Raw genomic sequence first — 25,369 nt, 5'->3', positions numbered from 1 at the left:
GAACGTGCGTTGAGCTTCCCTATCTTTTTCTAGGTTGCTCTCAGATTCCCTTTGTTTCTTTCTTGTTTCTAAAGTGGTAATATAAACAGCTACTAAGGTACCTCCCCCCCCCAATATAATCTGATCTACGAGCCTAGAAAAAACTAGCCTTGTCGCGTCAAAAATTTGGTGACAGAAATCTTCCTGCTTTATCCCGTGTGGTCTACAAGCGAGAAGCTATCGGTAGCCTTTGATTCACCAGCATTCCCTTCTTAGATTGAACGGCATCGCTTTACGACTTCTTATTAAACTCACGGTCGTTCAACCAGTCTAAAAATACAGGATAGTCTTTTATTTTGTCTGCCTTATTTTTTAGGTTCTCAACAATTTTCCTTTTCTGCTTTTCACTTGTGTAATTCGATGCAGACTGAGCTCTCTTTAGAATATCCGAAAATTCGTTTCCGACTACACTGGTTATTCGCTGGTCTTTTGCTTCAATACTGCCAATACCGTTTAATATTTGAGTCCTTTCCCACTTTTCCTGACTCCCTTTTTTATAAAGGGTAATGACTACGATACCCATCATGTTCGTAATGGTTCCATATGTGCCATCATCTTCGAAGCAAAAGGTATAGCTGATTATGCCCCTGTGGAATGTTGCATGTGGTCTTAACTCGATCATCTCTGTATTGCCTATGATTTCCCTTATCACATCAAAGAAAAATATGTGATGTTCGATGGCTTCGATATTGTCCCGGCTGTAAAGCAGATAATCTTTCATAATCTTTTCACAAGATATTAAGTGCTCCAAGGCATCAATTCCAACCACATTGTTTTCAGTGAAGTCGATCAGATCTAGGTAAAGGCTTCTTCAGCTCAAGGATGTGAGGAAATAGAAAAGCTTGCTGTCGTAATCAAATTTCTCCTTTTCCTTTTTTATATATGAGTGAAAGAGAGTGTTCGCAAAGTACGTCTCTTTTTCGCTAAATAAATCCTCACAGCTCCCACAGAGCATATAGTGCTTTTCACTATCCTGGACAGGGATATTTGGATTCTGAGAACTCCTGATGTTTCCTACGGCGGTTTTCTTAAGCGTCCGCATAACCAATTTCGGAACGATGTGGCTCAACTCCAAGTTGGTCTCTGTATCACATAGAGCACACTTTTTCAGTCTGTACATGACATCACCACCTTAATTTGATTTTATTTAAATGTGTCTCGCCATGCTCGCAATGATTTCTCGCATATCTTTTGCTTACCACTCTGCATAACTCGATTGTCTGCAGCTGTTATTGGCTCACAGAGACAGAAGTGTCCCCGCTGTTGCGCTGACCACTGTAGCCCACGTGGTCTCCAAGAGAGACGCTATCAGATGCCTGAGATTCATCAGCATCCCCCCCTTAGCTTGAACAGCAACTACTTTACGACTGACGTATAGAACCAGTGACAACACTCCAATTAGAAGCAAAGCCACAGGATCAACGAACAGTTGCAGGAACACTTCTGGCTGGAGACATGCTGTCTCTGTCAGCCAACAAATTCTTACAATATCCTCCAATCATCTTAGCATATCGACATAATAATTAATACCATTTTACTAGAAAAATGGTAAAGGAGACTTTTCACACGGCAAAAGTCTCCTTCAATATATAATTGAGCAGTACTGTCATTTCTCATTTCGAACCATCAATATTAGGCACTCCACGTGTGTGGAACATTTACGTTCTTATTCGCAAGTTGAGCATCGCCGCTTCCACCTTCAACTCCACTTTCTGCTTTACCACTATTTGTGGTACGGTTCCCCGTATCATTGCAAAAAAGCTAAATCCTATTGCCGCCATGTACGAAGATTAAACTTTGGATTTACTGTGCCTGTGCCGCTTTCAGAGGCCACCTTTCACGCATACATCCGGGCGACCTACTCCAAGGAGATTCGCCCGCCTCTATAAGAGATGGGATTATACCAAGAACCGAAAATGGCGATGTAGAGGCATAACCCTCACACCGCTATTTTTGGTTATAATGAAGCATCGTTTTTAGATAATCACTTTGCTGAAAGATCCTAAAGAAGTTCAAATGCAAAGTAATTCTTTTTGAATTCTATCTTTGGACAAATAACCAGACTTTCTCCGAATGTCTGTAACAGCAAGTTTTTAAGCCACCCCTTTTGGGATGGCTTTCATTGACGATATAGTTGAGGCCGTCTTTCACACCGTACATTTCGAACTCTGTCCCGTCCTTTAAAGCAGCTTAATGATCTCTCCCAGCTCATCGGCCAATCCTTTGGCAATTTCAAAATTCTTATCTTTTAAAGCTAACTCTATTTTCAGTTCAACCGACTTTTTCTTTTGTTCCGTTTCCAAATAGTCTCGATTAAAGTGACTCGCATAAATCATCTTTCTAAATTTTCGCATGCTCATTTTTCTAATCTTCTTATCGTCAATGATTAACACATAATCCATACCGTTTACGACCGAATAGAAATCATGGGAAACCATCAGAATCGCACCTTTATAGTCTTCGATGGCCTTCTCCAGTGCGATCTGTGCATAGATATCCAAATGGCTTGTCGGTTCGTCAAGAAGCAGGAGGTTTGCCTTGCTGGCAGATACTTTGGCCAACTGAAGCATGTTTTTTTCTCCACCGGACAAAGATGCAATCTTTTGATCCAGGATTTCTCCTTCAAAATCATAGTTGGCCAGATACGCTCGGATCTCGTCATACGTTTTAAACCCGGCATCGATGAATTCATCCATGATGGTATTGGATTCGTTTAGCGTTTCGCCATGAAGCTGGGACAAATAAGCGACTTTCGCATCAGCCTTTATTTCGATGGCCTCATGATGGTTTTTATAGATTTCTCGGAGCAAAGTTGTTTTCCCGGTACCGTTTGGACCGATAATGGCTACTTTATCTGTGGATCGAATCTCAAAGGTAACATTTTCTAAAAGCAGCTCATGGAAGGCAACGCTATAATCATGGACGCTTACAACCGCGGTGTCTTCCATTTCATGATCCATACCAAACGTAATATCCGGCTGCTTAATCTCAACAAACGGCGCTTTGATTCTACGCGCTTCCAATCTTTCTTGAAAGCTGACTCTGGCTTTTAACGCTCTGCCTCTGGCTGCTTCTGAATTATTAGTCGCGATCACTCTAAGATGATTGATGATGTTCTCGTTTCGCTCGATTTCTTCTTCGTCCGCAATTGCGAGCTCTTGCAGCTCAATTTTGGTCTGAAGCAATGAGAATCTATACTCGATATATCGCCCGTCAAACTCTTGGATCTCCTTGTTTTCAAGGTGTATGATTTTGTTGAAGCAATGATTCAACAAATAGCGGTTGTGCGTAACGACCAGCAGCATTCCCTTGTGGGCATTAATCAATTGTCTAAGCGCGTTTAGGTTCTCAAAGTCTAAAAACACATCCGGTTCGTCCATGATGATCAAGTCCGGACGGGTAAGCATTTCCTTGATTACTTGAATAAGCTTGAATTCCCCGCCGCTCAGATCGGAGACCTTACGATCTTTAAGCTTCATGAGGTTTGCCAGATTTAGTTTCTTCTTCAGGCTGCTTTCAAAATCATCGCCGCCTATTGCAGCGAATGCGTCCAAAGCCAATTGAAGCTTTTCCAGTAGCGCATCCATGTCCGAAGCGGTTTCCATTTCAGCATAGATGGATGTGATCTCACCTTGTATCCTCATATAGGTTTCCGCGATATAGTCAAAAACGGTTGTTTCTTCTGGCTTGTCTACTTGCAAGAACTGACTGACATACCCGATTTTGCAGGTCGGGTCGATCTCCAGCTTGCCATCGAATAAATACCTTTCGGGATCGATTAGGATATCGATCAGTGTACTTTTTCCGCTGCCGCTTGTTCCGATAAAAGCGCAATGCTGCCCTTCTTCAAGCGTAAATGAAATGTCCTTATAGAGCTCTTTTTGCGGAAACGAGAAGGATAAGTGATCCATTTTTATCATAGGGTTGCCTCTCTTAAAACGATAGTGGTGACGATTATGCCTACAAAATCTCTTTATGAAAATGTCCTCTTGTGTCGGTTTCCTGATTGAAGACGGCATGATTCATGGAGCCCTCTAACTTGCCTAAGGCCTGCTGAATAACGTTCACAACCTGCTCTTGTGATTCAACGGTAAAGCTTAATCGGAATGCCTCGATTCCTTTGATGCTTTGCAGCTCATCTAGAAGATTAAGCGTCTTCCCATTCAGGATAGTCGTTGTACAATCCTCATGGGAAAGGATAGGGAACGTTCCGTTCTCATCTTTTAACGCATAGCTCTTCGTTTCGCAAACTCTGCATTGATTCATTTTTTTCATCGGGCAGTATTTGGTGAACATCAAAGGGGCCTTACCATACACAACCATTTCCAGTGAAGGATAGCCGTCATTTTCTTCATAATAGGCGCTCCTTAAGTCTTCCATTTGGCTCTTATTCAATTCATAAGATAAAGTGACTCGCTTGGCACCTAATTTGTGTAATTCATAGCAGCTGGCAGCATTCACGACATTTAGCGAATAGTCCGTAACAAACGGATTCGTTTCTCGGTAGTGATAAATTCCACCATATCCTCCGATTAACAGCTGCCCTTCTTTTTCCTTATAATCATTTTGATTTCTTCTCACAACATTTTCAAAATAGATTTCCTTAATTCCACAGCTCACGCAAGCATCATACTGTTCCTTAGTCGTTACAGAGGCCGTAAGGTATGGTTTTTCAGGGGCACAGCTTATTTTTTCTTTTGCTCTCAAAGCCTGGGTTCTTTTCTTCTGGCTGTTCAGCTTTACGTCATATAAGCCCTGTACAATCTCTCTTCTTGCTGCATTTAACAGTTTAGCCGGAATAAACGCATGGTATTCCTCATAATCGACCTGGTTCAGCTCGAATATCGTATCATGTAATCTGGAAAATTGCTTGATTACCTGGTCTTTGGTTGTTGGATTATTCATGGCTTCGCCCAGGATCTCCTCGCTTTCATAGGAATAATGAAAGCCTAAGCCCTCCGCATCGATGAAAAGCTTGGAATCTGGACATGCATATACTTTCATATCCAGGGGAAACCGCTTAAATTCTTTTTCCAGTGATGCTTCTAATTCTTTGGAATAGAAATAATCCTTCGTTTTATAGACGACATCTCCCGTAGACAGCGTTTCCTGGATTTTGATATAGCAGACTTTATCTGCTTTGTTGATTAATTGACCCTCTCTATCGTACAGTTTGGCAACCGCTAAATTAACATCTTCCTTGTTGTGACTGATTCGGATGGTATCGTTTTGATTTAATGGACGTGTAAGGGTTATTTCATACCGATCTTTATCAATCCTGCTGATGGTTCCAATTTCATAACCAAAGTTATTCGGCTTTACGATGTTTGTAATATTTCTCCTATCTTCGTGAAACAAATAGCCTTTGGTGAATGTTCGATTGAAGGTTTTCTTCAGATTATCTTTCTCTTCTTCGGTTATTTGGTTATCCAAGGCCATGCGATATTTGGATACAACATTCGCCACATACGTAGGATCTTTCATTCGACCTTCTATTTTTAAAGAATCGATTTCTCTTAAATCCTCGATATAATCGATTGTGTTTAAGTCCTTCGTCGATAGAATATAGTTTTTCGCTAAAGATGTACCGGTTGTCTGATCCAGTAGTTCATACTCCTTCCGGCATGAACCCACACATCTTCCGCGATTTCCGCTTCGATAGCCGAGTAATCCTGACATGAGGCAATTTCCCGAATAAGAGACACATAACGCACCGTGAACGAAAATTTCCAAAGGAATTTCCGCTATTCGTTTGATCTCTTTTACTTTTTCAATCTCAACCTCACGGGACAGAACCACTCGTTTCGCACCAAGTTCTTTAAACAATAAAGTTCCGTCTGCATCGTCTATTCCCATTTGAGTCGAACAATGGGCTTCCAGATCAACAAAGTTCTTCACGATATAATCGAAAGCAGCCAGGTCCTGGACGATAATGCCATCCACACCGATTTCATTTAATTGGCGGATCTGCTCTTTCATCTCTTCCACTTCGTTCTCGAAAACGATGGTATTCATGGTAACATAGATTTTAACGTTCCTCAGGTGCGCATACGCAACCGCCTCTTGTAACGACTCGAAATCAAAATTAGATGAGTAGGCACGTGCACCAAATTTCTGCATGCCTAAGTATATGGCATCACAACCATTCGAAATGGCAGCTTTTAAAGCTTCCATACTTCCTGCTGGAGCTAATAATTCCGTCATGTTATCCTCCTGGTGATTTATAAAAGATAGAGAACTTGCCCCTACTTATAATACGGTTCTCTGCGATGGCTGAAGGGGCAAGGTCGTTAATCTATTCGTGCTTTCCGCATGCTATTCTAAAACCAAGATCATCTATCTTGAAATCAGGCATGCTTTTCCTTCTAACCGTAGAACCACAGTTGTTCTCGACTTCCGCCCAACTCCCGCCCCGAAAGACTCTATAGTTCCCATATCGTTTAGTATCATAGAGATCCCAGCACCATTCCCAAACATTCCCGATCATATCATAAAGCCCCCATGGATTAGGGAGCAATTTCCCAACCTCCTGGGGTGATCCGTTCGAATTCCCTTTATACCATGCAATCTTATCGATTCTCTCATACCGATACCCCTTGGTCCCCGCTTTGCACGCATACTGCCATTCAGCGTCCGATAGTAATCTAAAGCCGTTCGCTTCTTTATTATATATTGTGTTCTCATTTTCATTTGTAATTGTGTAGCACTCCGTTCTGTTAAGCATTCTAGATATCTTGTTACAGAAGACAAGAGTGTCTAACCACGAAACTTGTGTAATTGGCAGGTTATTCGCATCAGGTTCTACTTCTTCTTCAATCATGACAAAATGATACAGCTGCCGTGTTACCGGATACTTCATTACGTAGAAAGGATCGATTGTTTCATTCCATGAAATAACCTTTCTATCGCTTCCTCTTCCAGGGTCTGATAACGTGTAATTAGAACTAAGCCATTTATTCGTATTAATATAATCGCGTAATTCAACAACCCCACCTTCTATCAGTACCATCAAATCCATTAAATCATTTATAATTCGTTCTCTGTTGTTTCCGTACTTTTCGATTGTCATACGAAGTCCCCTGTTCACTCCATTATTTTCTCCATTGTCCACATCCACCACTCTGCATCTCAAGTGCGTAAGTTTCTCTTAGTAGCGACACTTCGACAATTATTTCCATTTCTTGCTTTACCACTATTTGTGATACGGTTCCCCCCGCTGTCTATAACGGCAAGTTAAAGGGCACACCGCAGGAAGCGGTATGCCCTTTAACTAATAACTAATTAATTATTCTTATTAGACCGTCCCTAAATACCTGAAAACTCTTTGATTTATTTCTCCAAGGATCCATATGCTTTGATATGTTTGCAGCCGCTTCTGTTTTAATAAGTCCTATGCGATATCCGTTTTGTTGTAGTACCCTATCAAGTGCTTCATGTGTTCCTCCAGGGATTTGATCGGGGTTCCTAAATCGAATCTGTTCACCAATAGTTTCTGGCACCTTAGGATATACTGCGCGTAAAGCCGGTATGTCACCAAAAAACCACGCTTCCAATTCCTCAACAACAATTCTGTTAAGAGTTATGTCGCCAACACCACTAAGTTCTGCTTTAGCAACCATAGTTTGCTTTAAATCAGAACAATCTTGCCTATCCTCATCTACTAAAACGACTATACGAAAATCCCACTCAGGAGTCCTTATTTTAGCATATGCGCGCAATCTTTGATCAAGTTTAGACATGAGATCTTGCTTTCCACGGAAAACATGAATATCGAAGTCATGTCCATCCCCAATTATCTTCGGTATGATAACGTCCAGTGCAGATTTCATAGATGGTTCTTCAACCAGGATCTCTAAATGCACTAACCATTACCCCTTCCAAAGTACCCCTCATACCATAAATTGCCCAATGATGCACCCTCAGCAATGAATTCGGGAATGTGGCTTATTTTATCTGCCCTAATTATAGTAGAATATCCTTTCTCATTTCTACTCATTATCCATAATTCTTCTGGTTTCAGTGCATCAATGAAATAGGGTGAATGAGAGGATACAAAAACCTGGGTTCCTATGCCCTCGGTACCTCCTCTTGCGTGAGCCCGAAACTCTTCAGCTAAGATACTTAGTAACCTAGGATGAAGTCCATTCTCAGGTTCTTCAACACAAAGTAAAGGTGGAGGGGTAGGGTCATATAGTAAAATGAGGTATGCAAACATTTTTAGAGTACCATCCGAAACATGCTTAGCTAGAAATGGATCTCTGAATGGTCCGTCCTTAAATTGCAGAACTAAACGCCCATCTACTGTGCGCTCTGAATTAATAGTTTGCAATCCTGGTATCCGATCAGCGACCCTTGCTAATACCTGTTCAAATGTATCTGGGTGTTCCTCACTAAGATACTGGACAACATTCGCTAAGTTGTCCCCAGTCCTAGATAGATGTTCTGCCACGCCTGACTCTGGGATCTGCCTAGCTTTATCAGGAATAAAGTAGGATAGGAACCATCCTTCGATAAATCTCCTAAGGCTTGCTACCCTAGGATGTTCTGCAAGTTGACCTAGTGATTTTATCGCAAGAATGTCAGGGCTATCCATCTTAATACTGTGCCGTTCATCGCCCTCTTCAGGATTTTCCCCAGTAATCACCATACCCTCTCCGTTTTTTATATCAAGGAATTTATATGGAGAACCATATTGCTTTCCTCTCCGCCAATGCAGATACTCATGAGATACATACGGTCGTCCATTTTTCTCATCGATTGAGATGTGATATGTGATAGGCGTAGAGTTTAAACGATTTACATAGTCAGCTTCTCTATACTTTATTGTAAATGAAATCGGGCCGTCGGAATTTCTAGATCTAACTTCATGAAATCGACCCCTGGATTCTAATGCTTTTCTGACATTAGATTGCAAGCACTCGGCCAAAAAGCCAAAAACGTCAAATAATGTAGATTTTCCAGTTCCATTTGGTCCTAGGACTACGTTAATTGGTTGTAAATCCGTAAGTGTTACGTTCTGAAGTAGCTTATAATTTTTAATTATTATCTGTTCAATAAAAGGCATTCTCCCAGCCCCCAATCATTGACTATACCAATTTTATTTCCAAAACAACCCATAGTCAAACAAAACTTGCCGTCATTTATGATACGGTTCACCGCGAATAATCTTCACCGCCCGGTACACCTGCTCCGTCAGCACGAGCCGCATTAACTGATGCGGCAGGGTCATTCGGCCGAAGCACAGCTTCTGCTGGGCGCGGCGAAGAACGGCATCCGCGATGCCGTGGCTGCCGCCAATGACAAACACCACGTGGCTGGAGCCGTAGGTGGCGAGGCGGTCGAGCTCGGCTGCGAGCTCTTCGGAGCTCCAGAGCTTGCCGTCCAGCGTGAGGGCGATGACATGGGCATCGGGCTTCACCTGGGCGAGGATGCGCTCGCCCTCGCGATCCTTGACGATCTCCACTTCGGCGTCGCTGAGCGTGTCGGGGGCTTTCTCATCGGGCACCTCGATGATCTGGAACTTGATGTACGGCCCGAGCCGTTTGGCGTATTCGGCGATGCCTTGGACGAGGTATTTTTCCTTCAATTTGCCGACACCGATGATCTGTATGAACATGTCTCTTCTCCTCTAGTTTCCTGCTGTATGGGGGCCAGCATCGTTTCGTCAAATTTCTTTGAGAATCGGCGACATTTTCACTATGCCAAAGCACCGCGTTCAGGTACAATAGCTCAGTATGTATCCTGGCACTGCAGACGTTAGGTTCTGCACATTAATGGAGGGCACTGAGACCATCATGCATAACCCAAGTTCCACGCAAGTCAAGATTGTCACGGCGGACCCCAGCGCAATCGGCCTCTTCGGTCTGGCGATTGTGACCCTGGTGGCTTCGTCGCAGAAGCTCGGCCTTACGGACGGGCTCAGCCTGGTCATCCCGTGGGCAATCTTCCTGGGCGCATTCGCCCAACTGTTTGCCTGCATCCACGATGCCAAGCACAACAACACCTTCGGCATGACCGCCTTCGGGGCGTATGCCTTCTTCTGGTTCGCTACTGCAACGAGCTGGATGGTCAAGATGGGCGTCTTCGGCTCTGAGCTGGCAGGCGCAGTAGATGGCAAGCAGCTTGGCTTCGCCTTCGCCGGTTACCTCGTCTTCACGCTGTTCATGACGATCGGCGCCATGGAGACGCACAAGGTGCTGTTCTTCATCTTCGTGCTCATTGACCTGCTCTTCATCGGTCTCACCTTTGACGCCTTCGGCGCGCCGGAAGCGTTCCACAAGCTCGCGGCTTTCGCCGAGCTGGGCATCGCCCTGTTGTCGCTGTACGGCTGCGGAGCGGCCGTGCTGAACACGCACTTCGGCAAGGTCTTCCTGCCGGTGGGCCGTCCGTTCGGGATCTTTAAAGCTCGCAGCTAGGAGCTGCGAGGAAATTAGGATCCGCTTTTGCTGACAAAAGCTCCACGGTTCTGGGAGTTTTGTCAGCAATTTAGCGGTACTTATTTCGTTGCAGTCTCCAAGCCCTCTTGATCCTTGCAGCCCCACGCCTTCGGGTGATGGGGCTTTTTTGCGTGGGCGGCCGACCTCCCCCTTATCCTGCCCCATGCCAAAAAGGCGGCTCGCCCCGAAGCCCGACCCGTCCATCCGGATCGTCCCCGGCGCTGCCGCCGCCCTAGCTTATCCGCCCGTCTTCATCCGCCGGTTCACGAGGCGGACGAGGTCCACCGTGAGCAGCGGCAGCACCGCCGAGACCGGGTAGGCGAGGAAGCGCGGCTCCCACTCCGGCGAGAACTTCGCCTTGTAGCGGCGCAAGCCCTGGAAGCCGTACCAGCGGCCGCCGTAGCGGAAGACGAGGCTCGCAAGCCGTTCCTCGCGCATCGCACGTTTGTTCTGGCCGACGCTCGCAAGCGGCGCGTTGCCGAGGTTGAAGCGGGCGCAGCCCTGCTCCTTGCACCACAGGAGCAGGCGCAGGAACATCCAGTCCATCGTGCCGTTCGGCACGTCCTTTCGGTGCCGCATCAGGTCGATGGACATCGTCCGGCCGCGGTCATACACCGGGGCGAGCGAGACGAAGGCCAGCGCCTGCCCGTTCGCCGAGCGAATGACCGCAAGCGGAGCGCGCTGGAGGTAGGTCTCGTCGAACCAGCCGAGCGAGAAGCCCATTTCCTTCTTGCCGTCGAGCCATTCCGTCGAGATGGCGTTCAGCTCCTGCAGCAGCTCCGCCGTGTGTGGAGGGGTCAGCACCTCGAACGTGTAGCCCTCCCGCTCGAAGCGGTTGTTTACCGTTCGCAGGTCGGTGTTGCGCTTCCCGCTCAGGGTGAAGGCCTCCAGGTTCACGAGCGCCTCCTCACCCAGCTTGAAGAAGCGGTAGCCGCTGTCGTGGTAGATCGACAGGTAGTCTTCGCCTACCTGGTAGAAGACCACCGTCAGCGCATACTTGTCCGCATACTGCTGGAACTCGACGATGGCGTCCGCGATCAGCTCGCGAGGGCCGAGCGGGTCGCCCAGCACGACCAGCTTGTCGCGCGACTTCGCGTAACCGAACAGAACGCGGCCGTCCTTGGCCCAGTAGAGCCCTTTGTCGCCGGAGTACAGCATGTGGGTGAGGTAGCTTCCCGGCGTCTTTTGCAGGAAAAGGGTTAGCTGGTCTAACTCCTCAGGGCTTGCCCCGAGCTTCAACTGCCGATAGGGGCGAAGCAGCAGCATGATCGTGATCAGGAACCACGCGCCTGCTAGCCCCAACGCCGCCGTGATCGCGTAATCGTGCGGAGTGAGCATGTCGTGCACCACGCGGTTGCGCGGCTTCATCGGCAGGTGCTTGAAGAAGCCGTCCAGCATGTGACTGCCGAGCAGGTAATAGCTGAGCGCGATCAGCGTGGTCATGAGGAACCAGAAGCCGAGCAGACGGCCGGTCACCGGCGCGCTCTCCCGGTAGAAGCGGTCCCGCGAGATCCACAGCATGAACGCCACGATGAGCAGGAAGATCGCTTCCTCGAAGTCGAATGCCTTCGTGAAGCTGAACACCGCTCCCGCCCAGAGCAGGAGCGTCGTGAGCTGGTAAGCGCGGCGGACCCTGAGCGAGATGCCCCGCGACAGCAGCACCAGGAGGAAACCGATCAGCACGGTCAGCAGGTGCGAGAGCTGCATGAGAGGCAGCGACAGCAGCCGCTCGGTAAAACGCAGCCGATGAAGCAGAGCCGGAGTAGCCGCAGACAACAGAAGCATCAGGCCGCCGATCAGCACCAGCTTGCCGAGCGCCCACGCGCCGAAGTCCGTCAGAAAGCCGTACTGCCCCGGCCACCGCCAGAAGCGCTGCCAGGCATTCAGGATGCCGCTCCCTTCGGAAGTGGATGCAGTTGCGGAGGCGCAGGAAGAGGCGGAAGCGGGTGCGGGGACAGCTCCCTTTTTCACAGCAGGGCATTCGGTTTCCCCACTAGAAGACTCGCTTAAAAACTCCGGTTCGGGACCGGTTCCCGCCAGCCCCTTGGAGGCAAAGTCCACCGCCACGAGCAAAAGCCCGATCAGCCACGGAACGATGTAATAGAACAGCCGGAACATGACCAGCACCGCCATCGCCTCATCCGAGGAATGATGCATGATCTGAAGCCCCATGAGCACGGTCAGGTCAAACGCGCCGAGCCCGCCCGGAGCCATACTGAGGATGCCCGCTACTGCCGCGACGATGTACAGCCCAACCGTCTCGGAAAAAGACACCGGCCCGAGCAGCTCCCGGCTGATCAGCCAGAACGTCGTCGCCGCGAAGCTCCATTCAAGGAACGAAGCCCCGAGCGAGGCCCCGACCGTCACGAAGGGAATCCGTTCACCGCCGCGGTTGAACCATTTTGCGAAGAGGGCCGAGCGCTGAACCCCGACGAAGAACACGAGGTACAGCCCCACGCCGTAGACAGCCACCTCCAGCCATTTGTGAACGGCAAACAGCTCCCACGCCGGGAAGATCCCCGCCACCACCGTCCAAGACAGAATCGAAAGGCCTGTGATGACCATCGGGGAGAGAAAGAGGACGGCCTGCCCCATTTTCGCCGCAGGGACGCCGCTTCGCTTGTAGAGCAGGGTGCGCACCCCGGCCCCGGTGAGGCCGGCAAAGCCGAGGATGTTGTTGAACGTATTGGAGATCCAGGAATAGCGGAAGGTCGTGCGCGCACTCACCTTCAGGCGAAAATGATGCCGGATGAGAAAGTCATACCCGCTCATGACCGCCACCGACAGGAGGGCCGTTGCGAGAATCAACAGCACCGCAGGCTTGGGCATTTCCCTCAGCTGGCGCATGGTTTGTCCAATATGAATCTGCTTCAGCTCATGCGAGCCTTCTATATAGACGAGGGCGATCACGGCCACCGGGATGATGAACCGCACCGCTCGGGTCCGAAACAGGGCCGCGAGCAGGCGAAAGATCGCATACCGTTCGAGCTTTTCCTTCACTGGGAACGATTCCTTTCCTGCCTATCTTCGTACTATCTTCTTGATCGTAGGAAAACGTCGACGTCCTTGTCCGCCTTGAAGCGGTTGCACAGGCTGCAGGCGCAGACGCAGTTGTCCGGCGTGCTGTGCCCGCCCTTCGCCCGGGGAACGAGATGGTCGATGGTGTCGCCATACTCCCCGCAGAAGTAACACGTATAATGATCCCGCGTCAAAATGTACCGGCGAAAGTCCTTGTTGCTGTACAAGCGCCGGATCGTGTGCGGATTAACCAGCACCGCCGCGTGCTCGCGCACGAGCGTGGCCGCCATCTCCAGGTCAACCTCCTGGTACCAGCCGCGCCCTTTGTCCGTGCGGCCGCGCATGCGGATGATACCCGCCCGTGTGGGACGCAGCGCCGCCGGGTCGTGGATGTCGAGCTTGCCGCCGGTGGGCCGCGTCTTGCGGAACGGCGGCTCTATCTTGCCTCGCGGCTCGGGCGGCGCTTCCGCGAGGACGCTCGCGCTCGTGAGCGGCGCTCCGCCCGGCTTCTTGCGGCGGCGTGGGCGCTTGCGCTTCTTCGGCGCGGACGCCGACGCTGACTCTGCCGCAGACGGCGGCGGCGCTTCGGGCCCAGCGGGGGCGTCGGCCGTGGCAGGAGCCGCGGGGGCTTCTGTTGCGCCGAGGCTCGCGGCTGTTGGCGCAGGCGCCTTTGCCTTGCGGCGTCCGGCCTTCACCGACGCCGTACCCGTTGCCGCTGGCTGCGGCTCAACCGCCGCCCCGCCGTCGCGGTCGGGCGCCTGCGCGGTATCTCCGCTGCCGGACACGCTCGCTGGCGCGCCGGGCTTGCGCCCGCGGCGGCGTTTGCGGCGCCGCTTCTTCGGCTTGTCCGGCGGCAGCAGCGTCGCGCCCTCCGGCAGCTCCCCGCTGCGCGGGCGGCCCTCGCCGCTGGCGCTCACGCTCGCGCGGGGCTCCGCCTCCGCAGGCGCCATGCCCTCGCGCTCCGCCGCACCCGCCGGTGCTTGCTCCGGCTGCGCAGCGGAGGCGCCTTTGCGGCGTCGGCGGCGACGCCCCGGCTTGGCTGCTGCGCTTGCGCCGCTCACCAACGCCCGCTCCGAGCGCTCGGCTTCGACGGCCGCGCTGCTCTCCTGCATTCGCTCCAGACGGCTGTCCTCGGCGGACACAGCTTCTTGCGGCCCCGCACTAGCCGCCGCCGAAGCGCCGTCCCGCCGCCCGCTGCTTCCTCCGGCAGCGGTTCCTTCCTCCAGCCGCTCGTTCGGCACCGCGGCTGGCCCGATGCGCCGCCTGCGTTTGCCCCGGCGGCGCTTCTTCTTGGCCCCGCCGCCAGGAGTACCCTCGGCGGGACCAACCCCCTCGGCACCCGCCGAACCGTGCGGCGCGCCCGTAGCCTTACCCGCGGGCGTCGATCTATTTGCCGCCGCTTCTCTCGGCTCCGGTCCGCGCACCGCCGACTCTCCCGGCGGCAGGGCTTCCTTCGCCGTCCGGCAGCTCCGGCACATGCCGCGTCGACCCGATGCGCCGGTCTTGCCGCTGCGGCGCTTGAATTCAGACAGCGGCCGTTCCTGGCCGCAGGTGCTGCATCGCTTTTGCTCCATTGGGAATCTCCGTCTTCCTCAAGTTTGTCCTCTCCATCTTACCTCAACCGGTAGGGAAAGGGAAAATAAACCAAACAGCATCCGCATCGGTCGCATAGTCGGCCGGATACGGATGCTGCCCGCGGATCACAAGAACGGATAGAAGGGTCGGATCACACCACGAGAAATTCCGCGTGCTGTGTGCAGCCTTTTTCCTCACACTGAGGGGGTGGGTCCCAAGCGGCAAACTTCGTATCCGCGAGGTTCACCACGTCGGGCGCATCCTCAAATTCATCCAGGAACCGGTCGATCGCCAGCTCCACATGCTCCTTGCATACCACATACATACCTTTGTCTGCCTCCATGCTGTACGTTCCCTGTCTTTCCTTATCATTTTCCTCTAGCATACCGCGAAGCGGGTTCTTTTGCCAGTATTCCCTGTTAATCCAGCTCGCTCAGCGTGAGCGTCACCTTCTCCTTCTTCCCTTCCCGGTAAAAGGTTACGTCCAGCTTGTCGCCGATCTTCTTCTTGTAGAACAAGTACTTGCGAAGCTCCATCGTCGAGTCGATCTCCTGCTGGTCGAGCTGCACGATCACATCCTTGGCGACGAGGCCCGCGGACTTGGCCGGATCGGCAACATCGGTCACAACGACACCCTTGGTCACGCTCTTGGGAAGCTTCAGCACATCAAAATCAATGGTAAACGGCTGCAGGTCCTCCGAATAAATCCCCATCTTCGGCCGCTTGATCTTGCCCTCCTTCACGAGGGTATCCAGCACCGGCTTGGCGCTGTTCGCCGGGATGGCGAAGCCGAGGCCTTCGACGCCGGTGTCGGAGATCTTCATGCTGTTGATGCCGATGACCTGTCCCTTGAGGTTGATGAGCGCCCCGCCGCTGTTGCCGTGGTTGATCGGAGCGTCGGTCTGAATGACCTCCATCTCCCAGCGCACGTCGCCGTTTTGCCCGAGGTAGACCGGAATCGTCTGCTGCTTGGAGCTGATGATGCCCTTCGTGATCGTATGAGAGAATGACAGCCCGAGCGGGTTTCCGATGGCAATGGCCGTCTCCCCGACCCGCAGCTTATCCGAATCGCCGAACTCGGCTACGGTCTTGATCCCGTCATCCTTCATCGAGAGAACCGCAAGATCGGTATACGCATCGCTTCCCACCAACTTGGCCTCCCGGTGGGTTCCGTCCGCAAGGACCACCTCATAGGTGTTCCCCGTTTCGATGACATGGTTGTTCGTGACCACGAGCGCCTTGCCGTCTTCCTTCTTGAAGATCACCCCGGAGCCCATTCCCCCGTTCTGAACCAGGTCTTCCTTCACGTCTGTCGTAATGACGCTGACGACCGCCGTTTGCACACGGCTGACCGCCTCCACCACCGGGTCGGAATCGGGATCCGGGGTTGCGGTTGGACGGGGGTTGTTCGCCTCGGTGATGACGAGCGGAGACGACTTTGGAGCAAGCTGTCGGGTCACCAGGAGAGTGGTTCCGCTGCCGACGATCAGTGCGGCCGCTACCATTAGCGCCAGTCCGCGATACGGATGACGCCCCGATTGGCGTACACGCGCACTCCTTCGACTTGGCTTGGTGCTGTAAAATTCGTCTTCAAACAGTCCCACAGCGGTCCCCTCCTACCGGGATGACTCTCTTTTTATCGGAAAAGAGGAATCTTTTCCCCTCGCGTTGACTACACTTAAACTAACAAGATTGCTAGAAAAGGAGAATGCCCCATGAACGCATGGGAACAAGTGAATTGGGCCGGACAACTCGCCGATCTCAAGGAGCAGCACTACCGCGCCCTTTTGTTGGTGAGCGCCTTGACCGAGCTCCTCATGGAAAAAGGCATCTGCACCCCCGAGGAGATCGCCTTACGCGCCTCGCGTCTGGAACAGCACGATCTGACGCAGAGCGGTCTTGCGGCGCATGCGAAGGCCGCTTCCGCCGTTATAGATTCAGACAATAGCGTTTGAAGCGCTTGAACAGGTAACCGAGCCATTCACCCAGGAACCACGGGGTTTCCGTTCTCCTGCAGATCATCCCTATGCATCTGCTTGATGGTCATTCTATTCTATTACCCACTCGCGATTCTCTTACTCTTCCTCCAGCCGATCCCATTCGGTCGGACGGTCGAAATAGGTGTCTTTGAGCTTCACGGGCAGATTCTCAAAGACCCCGTTCTCCTCCAGGATATTGCCCACGGTCATCCGGGCCAAATCCGTCAGATTATGATTACGGCTCAGGTGAGCCAAATAGACCCGTTTTGTTTTGCCGCTGACGAGTTCGCACAGCCCCTCGCCTGCCGCTTCGTTGGACAAGTGTCCGATGTCGCTCAGGATGCGCCGCTTGATGTTCCACGGGTAGCTTCCCATTCGCAGCATGCCGACGTCGTGGTTCGATTCGAGCACGAGCACATCGGCGTCCTCTACGCTCTCCTTGACCTTGCCGCTTAAGTAGCCGAGGTCCGTCGCCACGCTGAGCTTCTCTTCCCCGCTGTAGAAATTGTAGGCCACCGGCTCGGCCGCATCGTGTGAAATGCCGAAAGATTCCACCTTCAGCGTCCCGAAGTCGACAGCCCCGCCGGTATCCAGCACCTGACGGTTCTCCTCGGGAATCGCGCCGCACAGGCGGTCGAGCTCCTCCCAGGTCTTCTCGTTGGCATAGACCGGCAGCTTGTGCTTGCGTGCAATCGCACCGAGCCCCTTGATATGGTCGGAGTGCTCGTGCGTGACGAGCACCGCGTCCAGATCCGCGAAGGACATGCCCCGTTCGGTCAGAAGCTGCTCCAGCTTCTTGCCGCTGAAGCCGGCGTCAAGGAGTACCTTCGTTTCCCCGTTGTCCACCACCGTTGCATTCCCCGTCGAGCCGCTCGACAAGATCGTAAATCGTAGTCCCATGCTGTACCCCTTCGTTTCTATAATAAGTGGAACGCTTTCGATCGTCTGAACGCTCGCACTGCGAGAAACGTTGGGCTTCCGGTCGCTGTTGGTTTTCCAAACCAAAGGCGAACGCTATCGCTCCTCCAGCTCCAACTATTCTCTCCGTGCTTCTATTCGCTCTGCTCGTTCCACTTATCAATTTCCCTTTACTCGTCCTTCTCGGACGGCTGTTCGACTGCACCGGTATAGGCTTGTACGTAATAGATATCGCCGTTATCCCGCATGATGCGCCAGCTCGGCAGCATGTATTGGGTTTCGGTATTAAACTTCTGTCCGTGGTATCCAAGCTGGATATCCACAATGGAATAATTGGTTTCCTGGGTATTCTCGGCCAAGCTTCGGAGCGCCGTATAAGCGGAGATGACCTCCTGCTCCTGGACGTCCACTCCTGATTGTACTTCAACGTACGCTTGTTTGTAACCCGTAATTTTGCCGTTTTCCTCCGCCAAAACAAGGGAAACGTCGAACAGCGGCAGGTCGTCTACCATCTGATAGTAGACCCGCTTTTCCCCTTTTACACTCGTGGCCGCGTCGCTCTCATAGGCGCCCGGATTCTCGATGCCCGCCTCCTCCATCGCCTTCTCGCTCGGAGAGTTGCGAAGCAGCGTCGAGGCGTTGAACGGCGACTCCACCTTCACTGGATCGTCATGGTTGATCTTCTCCCGGGAATAGACCGCTCGAAGCTTCGGCGTATCCTTCGGCACCTTCTTCACGGCGATGCGAATGTTCCGGCTGTCGAGCAGCTTCAAGGTCTCCTCGCGGATGACCGCGGTGTTCTGTGAAGCCGTTTTGTCCCAGCGGCTGTTGTAGAGCTGAAAGCCAAGCACGATGTTCAGCAGCAAAAACGACACGATCAGCACCGACTTGGCGCGTCCCCAATCCATTCATTCGCACCTCCCTTAGAGAAAGTCATAGGTTCCGTCCCGAAGCTCGACCGCCCAACGGGGGATGAGCTCCACGCTCTTATCCGTAACAGTAGCCGAATACGCTGGGAAAACATCCCGGATGTTACCGGCATGCTTGCTCGTCTGGAGCAGCTTCCACAGCGTCTCGCCGCCCGGCAGCTCCATCTCTGTGCGTTTTTCGGGCACGGTATTCAGCTTGATTAAGGAGCGCTCAAAGTTCGCAACCGCCCCTTGTACCAGCTCGGCCTTGATCGCGCCGACATCCTCTTCCGCTCCGCCCAGGATAGGCAGGAAATCGCGGTACTGGCGGAACACCAGCTTGCTCGGCTCCCCGCTCTCGGAACGGTCCATCCGCTCAATCAGGAAGGTGCCGTTCCAGCCCCCGTGCTGATTGACGAACTGGATGGTCGCGTCGAGATCGCCGGCAGAATCATCACGGCTTCCCGAGGGTCCCGTGACCGGATCGGTGAAGATGAGCCAATGCTTCTCATTCTGCAGTTGAAGTCCCCGCTTGGCGTCGGTGTAGATTTGCGAGCCGTCCTTTTCCTGCAGGTTCTTCACGATATTAGGATCGACGAATAGGCTTCGCTTCAGCTCGTCCGCCGTGAATTGCTCATAGCTCACCGTATAGCCGACCACGGGCACCGGCTTCTCCGGCAGGTAGTACCCGGCATAGGCGGGCTGATACGGCGTCAGGTACTGGCCGAACGCCACGTTCTTCCGCACCTCGCTGATGTCCATATCGGTACGGGCCGCATAGACGGAGGTCGGATCATCGGTGAAAAAGTACGCCTCCGGCTCTCCGGAGCCGCTGTTGGCGTGAATGAGGATCTGTTGAACGCGAATGTCGAGGGCGTCTCCATCCACCTTGATGTCGAGGATGCGCTGGAGTGCCTTCAGCGGCAGGGCCTCCCGGAACCGCACCTCAATGCCCTCGCTTTCGCTGCGCATGGAGCTGAAGCTGAGGTCGCTCAGGTTTTCCGGCGTCAGCTTGCGAAGGCTCTCGAAGCGGCGCTTCTGGAGGAAATCCCGGTAGACCATCTTATAAAACTGCTGCTGCGGGGAAAAGGGCGTCAGCACGCTGTGCCGCTGCTCCCCGAGATGCAGCACGATCTGATAGGGGTACAGGACGTCCTTCATCTCGGCCTGGGTTCCGCCAAGCTCAGAGGGAACGTAATTCGTCGGCGCGAGCAGGTCGAGCTTCGGCCGCCCATACGCCAGAACATAGCTCTGCACGAGGCTCGCCGCCACGAGCAGGCCCAGGAGAAGTGTCTTCAGCCGTTCCTTCATGCCGGTTCCCTTCCTTCCCCGTACGGAACGGTAAACGTCACCTTCGTGTAGTGGTTGTATTCCGATTCAAGCTCAATGGCTCCGCCGTGCGCCCGAACAATTTCCCGGGCAATGGCGAGGCCGAGGCCGGTGCCGCCCATGTTGCGGGAACGTGCCTTGTCCACCCGGTAGAAGCGCTCAAAGATGTGATCCAGGTCCTTCTTCGGAATGCCGATTCCGTTATCCCGAACCGACACTTCCACCGCCTCCCCGGCACGATCCGCGCAGGAGAGGGTGATTTCGCCGTTGTCCGGCGTGTATTTCACGGCGTTGGACACGAGGTTGTCCAACACCTGATCGATCTTGTCCCGGTCGAGGAGAGCGGGACGAACGTCGCCGATCTCCAGTCGAATGGCAATCCCCTTTTGCTTGAACTGGAAGGAGAAGCGGTCTGCTACCTCTTCCAGCATCTCGGGGATGGCTGTCTCCGTCTTCATGATCTGCGCCTGCTTCGAGTCGAAGCGGGACAGGTTGAGCAGGTCGGTGACCAGCCGGATCATCCGCTCCGTCTCGTTGCGGGTCACGTCAAGGAAGCGCCTCGCCAGCTCCGGCTCATCCAGCGCGCCGTCCTCCAGCGCCTCCAGGTAGCTCTTCATCGTCGTCAGCGGCGTGCGCAGCTCGTGCGATACGTTCGCGACGAACTCCCGGCGCGAGCGCTCCATCTCCACCTGCTCGGTGACGTCCTGGAAGACGAGCACCGTGCCGGTGATGCCGATCTCGCGGCGGTGAATCGGGGTCAGCGCGACATTCACCTGTCGCGTCTCCTGATCACCCGCAAGCGCCAGTTCCATGACCGTCCGCTTCTCCACGTCCTGGGCCTCTTCGCCGTGCCAGCCCTCGGGCAGCGGCACCAGCTCCGTGACCAGGCGGCCCTCCGCTTTCTGCGCGTCGGTTCCGAGCATCCCGGCGGCTCGATGGTTGAGCAGGATGATGCGGCCCTGCTCGTCTGTGGCGATTACGCCGTCGCTCATGTTGCTGAGGATGGAGGCCAGCTTCTCCTTCTCCTCCTCATTGGCGGAGAGCGCCTCGTGCAGCCGCTCGGTCATGTAGTTGAAGGCGCGGCCGAGCTGCCCGATCTCGTCCTCCCCCTGGATGCGTACCCTTTGCTGGAGCCGCCCCTCGGCGACGGACGTCACCTGCCGGGTGATTTCCTTGATCGGGCTCGTGATCGTATGCGACAGGAAGACACCGACGAGACCCGTCAGCGCCAGCGCGATGATCGTCCCCGACAGGAAAATGCCGTTGATGCGGCGGATGGTGGCGTAGGTCTCCTTCATCGACTTTTTGATGTAGACGGCCCCCAGCACCTTCCCGTCCTTCACCACCGGCACGGCCAGCACCTTGATACGATTGCCCATGTCATCCATCAGCGTCTGCTCGTTGTCCTTCGTGTTCTGGAGCGCGCGGCTGATGAGGATGTTATTGTTCTTGTGCCCGAGCACCGCCGCTGCATTCTGATCGCTTGTACTGACGATATTGCCGTCGGCATCGACGATCTGCAGCGTATCGGCACTGGAAAATTTGGCGATGTCCTTCAGGTCGTCGTACGCCTTCAGGATCTCCTCTTGGGTCTGCCCGCCTTCGCGAGCCCCCTCAGGAAGCTTCTCCGCAGCGAAGGTCGCGAGCAGTGAGGCTTCGTATTCCAGCGAGTTGGAGAAGCTCTTGAGGGAGGACCTCTCCATCACTTGCATGAAATAGACGCCGATCAGCTGCATGGCGAACAGGATCAAGAGCACGTAGATGATGCTCATCTTCATCTGGATCGTGCGGAAAAAGCGGGTGCCCTTCATCCTCAGAGGCCTCCGCTCAAAGCCGGGTTGCGGAGCATGTAGCCGAGCCCTCGGCGCGTGGTGATATAAGAGGGCTGACTCGGGTCATCCTCGATCTTCTCACGCAGGCGCCGGATCGTTACGTCTACCGTCCTCACGTCTCCGAAATAATCGTAGCCCCACACCGCCTGCAGGAGATGCTCGCGGGTCATGACGCGCCCGACGTTCTTCGCGAGGTATTGCATCAGTTCGAACTCCCGGTGCGTCAGGTCAAGCGGCGCTCCATCCTTATAGACCACGTAAGTGTCGCTGTCGATCAGCAGCTTGTGCACGCGCAGGCCCTCCTGCGCCGGAGCAGGCTCCGTACGAGCAGCCGGCTGCTGATTGTTCGTCTGCCGACGCAGATGCGCCTTCACGCGCGCCAGAAGCTCGCGATTGCCGAACGGCTTCGTCACGTAATCATCCGCGCCCATCTCCAGGCCCAGCACCTTGTCGATCTCCGAATCCTTCGCCGTCAGCATGATGATCGGTGTGTTGGAGCGTGCTCGAATCTCTCGGCACGCATCCATCCCGTCCTTGAGCGGCAGCATGAGATCGAGCAAGATCAGATCCGGGTCCTCATTAAGTGCCAGCTCCACCGCACGCACTCCATCGTAGGCACAGATGACCTCGTAGCCCTCTTTTTCGAGATTGAATTTTAAAATATCCGCAATGGGTTGTTCATCGTCGACGACAAGAATCTTTCCTTGCATCTGCATCCCTCCGTCCCTCAGGCCGCTCATCTCTCACCTTGTAACTATCGAATGGTTATTCGGCAGAGTTGATGAGCCGCTCAGTCTTCTGTATCTTCCATTGTACCATAATTGGTCAGGCCCCGCCCCGGACCAGAGGATGGGGCAGATGGCCGCAGGACAAGAAAAAAAGCCGCTCCACCGGCCCTTAACGGCCGATGAAACAGCTCTTTGCGGATGGGAGTCGTCTGGGCGTGCGCTTACCGGTTCAAGAAGCGAAGCGGGTTCGTGACATTGCCGCTGACGATGACTTCAAAATGCAGATGGACGCCTGTGGAGTCGCCTGTGCTTCCCATGTACCCGATCTTCTCGCCCTTTTCGACGATCTGACCTTGGGAAACGCTGATCTTGCTCAAATGACCATACATGGTTTTGTAGCCGTTTTTATGGTTAATGAGAACGTAGTTGCCATAATCGTAGCGGTAGCCTGCACTCTCTACAACTCCATTGTCGGAGGCGAGAATGTTCTTGTTGCCGGACGTCAGGTCAATGCCCTTGTGCAGCTTGCCCCAGCGATAGCCAAAGCCGCTGCTGAGCGAAGCGCCGATGACCGGCCAGGCGAAGTTGCCGGTGCCCTCTCCGCGGATAACCTTCGTTCCCCGCTTCACGACGGCCTTCACCGGATCGACGAGCACTTCTTCCTTGATGAGGTCTTCCTTGACGACCTCCCCATTCTCCTTGGTGAGCTCGAAGGTAACCTTCTTCTTGCCTTCCTTGCCCTCGCTGATCTTCTGCACGATGCCGTCCTTGAGGTTCGGGTCGCGGATGATCTCGGTGCCGAAGGCAATGGCTTCCGTCTCGACCACCTGTTCGACGGTGCGGACGGTGACCGCGGGCTGCAGGACCGTCAGGTTCAACTCCTGACCTTCCCGAATGAAGTCACCCTTGAGGTCAGGATTCTTCTCCTGAATGTCCTTGGTGGTGATATCAAACTTGAGTGCGATCGCGCCGAGTGTATCGCCGCTTACCACTTTATAGAGGCGGGGACGAACATCCCCTGTCTTCAACGTTTGGAGCAGCTTGGCCGGATCACTGAAGCTTCCCGGCTCGGTATCGACGGTGTTGGTCTCGACTTTCTCGACAAACTCGACCTTCTCCACGACGTTCTTGCCCGGAGCTGCCGTCTCTGCCGGAGCGGACAGCATCGCCACCTTGGACTGGGCCTTATCCAGATCCGGGACGTAGTCGGTCTTGATCGACTTCAGGATGCTTTGCACTTCCGCCTCGTTCTTCAGAACGCCTACCTTCTTGCCGTCGATAACCAGCTCGACGCCTACCGCATGACTCTCCAGCATCGGCGACAGCTTCGCCAGGGTGCCCGGATCATCCACAACCGGCTTGAAAGCCTTTTCAGCGACAACGGTGATGCCTTCCGTATTCAAGACCATTTGGGTTTCGGGATATTGTTCCGCCAGCTTGCGGTATTCGGACAGCTTGAAGCGGTCCACCACGTCGGGATCACTGACGACGCCGACTTCCTTGTCATTCATATAAACATGGTACACTTCATACGTATTGGCTTTGACATAATGATTGCCGCCGATGGTGATCGCTCCGACCAGCAGAAGCACTCCGGCCACCACGCTTGCCGAGATGATCTTGTTGCGGCGCGAGCGGCTTCGGTTTGCGGCATTCAGCGGAAGCGGCATCAGCTTCGGCTTCCCGTTCGCGGCTCCCTCCGCTTGAGCTTGAGGGGCAACGTGCTCCGCCACCGCAATGGGTTCCTCCGCCAGCGGCGTAAGGGCTACAGCCGGCTCCTGCACGACCGGCGATTCCACTTCGGGCTTCGCCTCGGCCGCAATGCGCTTCGGCCCCGTCAGCTTGGCGCTGGTAGCGGACGCTTCGGCAACCTTGCCCGGTCCACGGTCCTTGGCCGCAGGCTTCACACCAGGGGCAAGCATAGGTTTAGAAGCCTTGCTCTTCGAGCCGGCTTTGCCATTCTTGCCTTTAGAGGAAGCAGCTGCATTCTTGTTCGATTTCTTGTTGGTATGGGCGGAAGCGGTTTTCGCTTGTTGCTTATTCGGTTTTGGGGAGGAAGCGGGAGCGGCGGCCTTCTTCGAAGCCTGCTCTCTTCCTTTATGAGGGGCCTTGGCGGCCTCAGCTGTCGGTTCTTCGTTCTGTTGTGCCGTGGCAGTCAAGCCTTGATCTTGGTTCTTCTTCGCCCGCTCATCACGAGAGAGCAGTCGTCGGAACCAATCCATGCTCTTGAAAGCTGTCATGACTCTCTCCTCTTGAATCGGTTGTCCGCTGGAACATTCCGGCCCCCATCGGGTACCCTTGCACCGGAATCTTCGGTAAAAGTTCCGTAGTTCCATTCATCTTCGACATTGTTCGACGAATATCAGCGGCAGGATGTGCCCTTAGTAGGACACAAACAGGGATGTCCCATGCATAATGGCATATCCCTGAAAGCTTAGTCTAATTTATCACACCTACCAAGATTCTTTCAACCGAAACGCTCACGAATTGTTTGAACATTCATATTTGTTTGAAGATGTTATGGCAATTGTGAGAAGTTTTCCCTCTCCCGTTGGCATATATCCCCTTTGCAGGCGCTCCCTCCAGGTCGGGAAACTACGATAGCAA

The 25,369-nt window shown here is 53.3% G+C and carries 20 protein-coding genes; 3 read left to right on the top strand and 17 right to left on the bottom strand.

Going from position 1 to position 25,369, the window contains the following annotated elements:
* Positions 1-271 precede the first annotated feature (271 nt).
* The 7 genes from AAFN83_RS10055 to rlmH form a co-directional block, all read right to left on the bottom strand.
* Entirely contained in the window at positions 272-760 is a 489-nt protein-coding gene (locus tag AAFN83_RS10055; RefSeq protein WP_347768870.1) for a hypothetical protein, read from the bottom strand.
* Between the two features lie 1,459 nt (positions 761-2,219).
* Positions 2,220-3,959, bottom strand: a complete 1,740-nt coding sequence (locus AAFN83_RS10050) for an ABC-F family ATP-binding cassette domain-containing protein (protein ID WP_347768869.1) — start codon at positions 3,957-3,959, stop codon at positions 2,220-2,222.
* Positions 3,960-3,999: 40 nt separating this feature from the next.
* Positions 4,000-6,243, bottom strand: a complete 2,244-nt coding sequence (locus tag AAFN83_RS10045; RefSeq protein WP_347768868.1) for a U32 family peptidase — start codon at positions 6,241-6,243, stop codon at positions 4,000-4,002.
* A 91-nt stretch (positions 6,244-6,334) separates the two neighbouring features.
* Positions 6,335-7,108 (bottom strand): formylglycine-generating enzyme family protein, encoded by a 774-nt coding sequence (locus tag AAFN83_RS10040; protein ID WP_347768867.1) that lies wholly within the window; start codon positions 7,106-7,108, stop codon positions 6,335-6,337.
* A 208-nt stretch (positions 7,109-7,316) separates the two neighbouring features.
* Entirely contained in the window at positions 7,317-7,901 is a 585-nt protein-coding gene (locus AAFN83_RS10035; protein WP_347768866.1) for a DUF4276 family protein, read from the bottom strand.
* Positions 7,901-9,103, bottom strand: coding sequence for an AAA family ATPase (locus AAFN83_RS10030; protein ID WP_347768865.1), 1,203 nt, complete (start codon positions 9,101-9,103; stop codon positions 7,901-7,903). Before AAFN83_RS10030 ends, AAFN83_RS10035 begins: the two co-directional genes overlap by 1 nt.
* Positions 9,104-9,175: 72 nt before the next feature.
* Positions 9,176-9,655, bottom strand: coding sequence for a 23S rRNA (pseudouridine(1915)-N(3))-methyltransferase RlmH (gene rlmH, locus AAFN83_RS10025; protein WP_347768864.1), 480 nt, complete (start codon positions 9,653-9,655; stop codon positions 9,176-9,178).
* Positions 9,656-9,833: 178 nt separating this feature from the next.
* Between rlmH and AAFN83_RS10020 the strand changes: the two genes are divergently transcribed.
* Positions 9,834-10,454 (top strand): acetate uptake transporter, encoded by a 621-nt coding sequence (locus AAFN83_RS10020; protein WP_347768863.1) that lies wholly within the window; start codon positions 9,834-9,836, stop codon positions 10,452-10,454.
* Positions 10,455-10,712: 258 nt separating this feature from the next.
* Here the strand turns inward: AAFN83_RS10020 and mprF are convergent, their stop codons facing one another.
* A complete protein-coding gene (gene mprF / locus AAFN83_RS10015; protein WP_347768862.1) occupies positions 10,713-13,475 on the bottom strand; it encodes a bifunctional lysylphosphatidylglycerol flippase/synthetase MprF in 2,763 nt (920 codons plus the stop codon).
* A gap of 32 nt (positions 13,476-13,507) precedes the next feature.
* Positions 13,508-14,443 carry an HNH endonuclease gene (locus AAFN83_RS10010; protein ID WP_347768861.1) on the bottom strand — a complete coding sequence of 312 codons (936 nt, stop codon included), beginning with the start codon at positions 14,441-14,443 and terminating at the stop codon, positions 13,508-13,510.
* A gap of 58 nt (positions 14,444-14,501) precedes the next feature.
* Between AAFN83_RS10010 and AAFN83_RS10005 the strand changes: the two genes are divergently transcribed.
* Positions 14,502-15,209, top strand: coding sequence for a hypothetical protein (locus AAFN83_RS10005; RefSeq protein ID WP_347768860.1), 708 nt, complete (start codon positions 14,502-14,504; stop codon positions 15,207-15,209).
* Between the two features lie 10 nt (positions 15,210-15,219).
* Here the strand turns inward: AAFN83_RS10005 and AAFN83_RS10000 are convergent, their stop codons facing one another.
* Both AAFN83_RS10000 and AAFN83_RS09995 read right to left on the bottom strand, forming a co-directional pair.
* Positions 15,220-15,393 carry a CxxH/CxxC protein gene (locus AAFN83_RS10000; RefSeq protein ID WP_347769471.1) on the bottom strand — a complete coding sequence of 58 codons (174 nt, stop codon included), beginning with the start codon at positions 15,391-15,393 and terminating at the stop codon, positions 15,220-15,222.
* 94 nt (positions 15,394-15,487) lie between these two features.
* Positions 15,488-16,672, bottom strand: a complete 1,185-nt coding sequence (locus AAFN83_RS09995; RefSeq protein WP_347768859.1) for a S1C family serine protease — start codon at positions 16,670-16,672, stop codon at positions 15,488-15,490.
* A gap of 111 nt (positions 16,673-16,783) precedes the next feature.
* On the opposite strand from AAFN83_RS09995, the gene AAFN83_RS09990 reads away from it, so the two are divergent.
* Positions 16,784-17,023 (top strand): hypothetical protein, encoded by a 240-nt coding sequence (locus AAFN83_RS09990; RefSeq protein WP_347768858.1) that lies wholly within the window; start codon positions 16,784-16,786, stop codon positions 17,021-17,023.
* A gap of 120 nt (positions 17,024-17,143) precedes the next feature.
* On the opposite strand, the gene AAFN83_RS09985 is transcribed toward AAFN83_RS09990, so the two are convergent.
* From AAFN83_RS09985 to AAFN83_RS09960, 6 genes are all read right to left on the bottom strand, one after another.
* Positions 17,144-17,947 carry an MBL fold metallo-hydrolase gene (locus AAFN83_RS09985; RefSeq protein WP_347768857.1) on the bottom strand — a complete coding sequence of 268 codons (804 nt, stop codon included), beginning with the start codon at positions 17,945-17,947 and terminating at the stop codon, positions 17,144-17,146.
* Positions 17,948-18,135: 188 nt separating this feature from the next.
* Positions 18,136-18,873 (bottom strand): two-component system regulatory protein YycI, encoded by a 738-nt coding sequence (yycI, locus tag AAFN83_RS09980; RefSeq protein ID WP_347768856.1) that lies wholly within the window; start codon positions 18,871-18,873, stop codon positions 18,136-18,138.
* Between the two features lie 15 nt (positions 18,874-18,888).
* Positions 18,889-20,184, bottom strand: coding sequence for a YycH family regulatory protein (locus tag AAFN83_RS09975; protein WP_347768855.1), 1,296 nt, complete (start codon positions 20,182-20,184; stop codon positions 18,889-18,891).
* Positions 20,181-22,013, bottom strand: coding sequence for a cell wall metabolism sensor histidine kinase WalK (gene walK / locus AAFN83_RS09970; protein WP_347768854.1), 1,833 nt, complete (start codon positions 22,011-22,013; stop codon positions 20,181-20,183). Before walK ends, AAFN83_RS09975 begins: the two co-directional genes overlap by 4 nt.
* Positions 22,014-22,015: 2 nt before the next feature.
* Entirely contained in the window at positions 22,016-22,744 is a 729-nt protein-coding gene (yycF, locus tag AAFN83_RS09965) for a response regulator YycF (RefSeq protein ID WP_347768853.1), read from the bottom strand.
* Positions 22,745-22,983: 239 nt separating this feature from the next.
* The gene (locus tag AAFN83_RS09960) at positions 22,984-25,002 is read right to left on the bottom strand and encodes a peptidoglycan DD-metalloendopeptidase family protein (RefSeq protein WP_347768852.1); all 2,019 of its coding nucleotides are present in this window, start codon (positions 25,000-25,002) and stop codon (positions 22,984-22,986) included.
* Between the last annotated feature and the right edge of the window lie 367 nt (positions 25,003-25,369).

The organism is Gorillibacterium sp. CAU 1737 (assembly GCF_039888655.1).
Taxonomy (GTDB): domain Bacteria; phylum Bacillota; class Bacilli; order Paenibacillales; family NBRC-103111; genus Gorillibacterium.
This window is presented reverse-complemented; position numbering and strand designations above follow the sequence as displayed.

Bases quoted from the DNA above. Each gene is read 5' to 3' on its own strand.
- AAFN83_RS10055 (WP_347768870.1), bottom strand. From the start codon at position 760: ATGAAAGATTATCTGCTTTACAGCCGGGACAATATCGAAGCCATCGAA.
- AAFN83_RS10050 (WP_347768869.1), bottom strand. From the start codon at position 3,959: ATGATAAAAATGGATCACTTATCCTTCTCGTTTCCGCAAAAAGAGCTC.
- AAFN83_RS10045 (WP_347768868.1), bottom strand. From the start codon at position 6,243: ATGACGGAATTATTAGCTCCAGCAGGAAGTATGGAAGCTTTAAAAGCT.
- AAFN83_RS10040 (WP_347768867.1), bottom strand. From the start codon at position 7,108: ATGACAATCGAAAAGTACGGAAACAACAGAGAACGAATTATAAATGAT.
- AAFN83_RS10030 (WP_347768865.1), bottom strand. From the start codon at position 9,103: ATGCCTTTTATTGAACAGATAATAATTAAAAATTATAAGCTACTTCAG.
- rlmH (WP_347768864.1), bottom strand. From the start codon at position 9,655: ATGTTCATACAGATCATCGGTGTCGGCAAATTGAAGGAAAAATACCTC.
- AAFN83_RS10020 (WP_347768863.1), top strand. From the start codon at position 9,834: ATGCATAACCCAAGTTCCACGCAAGTCAAGATTGTCACGGCGGACCCC.
- AAFN83_RS10010 (WP_347768861.1), bottom strand. From the start codon at position 14,443: ATGGCGCCTGCGGAGGCGGAGCCCCGCGCGAGCGTGAGCGCCAGCGGC.
- AAFN83_RS10000 (WP_347769471.1), bottom strand. From the start codon at position 15,393: ATGTATGTGGTATGCAAGGAGCATGTGGAGCTGGCGATCGACCGGTTC.
- AAFN83_RS09990 (WP_347768858.1), top strand. From the start codon at position 16,784: ATGAACGCATGGGAACAAGTGAATTGGGCCGGACAACTCGCCGATCTC.
- AAFN83_RS09985 (WP_347768857.1), bottom strand. From the start codon at position 17,947: ATGGGACTACGATTTACGATCTTGTCGAGCGGCTCGACGGGGAATGCA.
- yycI (WP_347768856.1), bottom strand. From the start codon at position 18,873: ATGGATTGGGGACGCGCCAAGTCGGTGCTGATCGTGTCGTTTTTGCTG.
- AAFN83_RS09975 (WP_347768855.1), bottom strand. From the start codon at position 20,184: ATGAAGGAACGGCTGAAGACACTTCTCCTGGGCCTGCTCGTGGCGGCG.
- walK (WP_347768854.1), bottom strand. From the start codon at position 22,013: ATGAAGGGCACCCGCTTTTTCCGCACGATCCAGATGAAGATGAGCATC.
- yycF (WP_347768853.1), bottom strand. From the start codon at position 22,744: ATGCAAGGAAAGATTCTTGTCGTCGACGATGAACAACCCATTGCGGAT.
- AAFN83_RS09960 (WP_347768852.1), bottom strand. From the start codon at position 25,002: ATGACAGCTTTCAAGAGCATGGATTGGTTCCGACGACTGCTCTCTCGT.